The sequence below is a fragment of the Pseudoalteromonas sp. NBT06-2 genome (genome assembly GCF_002276045.1).
Taxonomy (GTDB): domain Bacteria; phylum Pseudomonadota; class Gammaproteobacteria; order Enterobacterales; family Alteromonadaceae; genus Pseudoalteromonas.
Window position 1 is genome coordinate 1 of sequence record NZ_NQMR01000010.1, and the last position, 1,456, is coordinate 1,456.

General features: G+C 39.0%; 1 protein-coding gene. It reads right to left on the minus strand.

Annotation, left to right across the window (positions count from 1 at the left end):
• On the minus strand, positions 1–1,456 hold a 1,456-nt coding region (locus CJF42_RS03460), incomplete at both ends, for an amino acid adenylation domain-containing protein (RefSeq protein ID WP_141235470.1).

Here is a 1,456-nt window from a genome sequence, read left to right on the forward strand (position 1 = left end):
CAATAATGACGCCAGTAACGATTTTAGACTGGCTATCAATGTTGTTCGAGCTATCAACGTACTCATATGCGATACACATATTGGTTTGATATAGGCAACGAGTTGTTTATCAATAGAGCCTTTTACAACTACGATGGCTGAATCAACATCGATAAACTGGCTGAGTTGATATTCAATTTCACCTAACTCTATTCGAAAACCTCGGATCTTTACTTGATCATCTATACGACCAAGAAACTCAATCTCTCCGCTGGGTAAATAGCGAACTAAATCCCCTGTTTTATATAAACGTTTACAACTATTTAAACGTTCTATATCGTAAAAAGGGTTCTTAATAAATCGTTCTGCTGCTAACTCTGGCTGGTTAAGGTAACCTCTAGCCAAGCCATCTCCGCCAACAAGTAGCTCGCCTTCCACTCCATAGGGCTGTAAATTTCCGTTTTTCGAGCATACTAAAATCATATCTCCAACCAACCCTTTCCCTATTGGAACAGAGATTGCGGAATCATTTTTTGGAATAGAGTGGCAGCAGGTAAAAGTGGTGTTTTCAGTCGGACCATAACCGTTAATTAATTGTAATTTTGGTATCTTTTTCTCAACACGCTTTACAGCATCAACATTAAGTACATCTCCCCCTGCCAATAACCACTCCAACGAATGAGCATCATTACATTCATAGCTCCATTCGGTAAACAACCCCGATGTAAGCCACATTGCGTTGATTTTATATTGCTCAATAACGTTATTTAGCTTTGATATATCAACGCGCTTCTCGGGATATATCACGCATCTTCCACCATTTAACAAGCCTCCCCACACTTCAATTGTAGCCGCATCGAAAGCTATATTGGCACATTGTAAAAAAGTGGTCTTAGTGTTAAGAATCATAAAATTAGGGTTTATGACTAGCCTTACCACAGCTAAGTGAGGCGTTAATACACCTTTGGGGTTACCTGTTGAGCCGGATGTATAAATGACATAAGCCAAATTATTAGATGTTATACTATCTCTTCGAAGCGTTAAATTTCCGGTATGATAGCTATCAAAAACAGTACAATAACTCCCATCGGTAGAGTTGATATTGCCCAGTTCAACCAATTCAACTGCAAATTTGTCTACTGGATCAACCAGATTATGTAGCACTACAGTCAATTTGGCATCCATTACCATATAATCTAACCGCTCCTGAGGATAACTAGGATCAAGTGGAACATATGCTCCGCCAGCTTTTAATATCCCCAACATGCCAATGAGCATTTCCACCGAACGCTCAACACACAACCCTACAAGACTATCAGGCATAACCTGATGCTCTTCAACTAAATAATGTGCCAACTGATTCGCTTTTTCATTCAACTGTTTATATGTCAATATTTTATCTGAACACTGTACTGCAATTCCCTCTGGGTTGAGCCTAGCTTGTTTTTCAAACAGCTCATGAATACATTTATCTTTT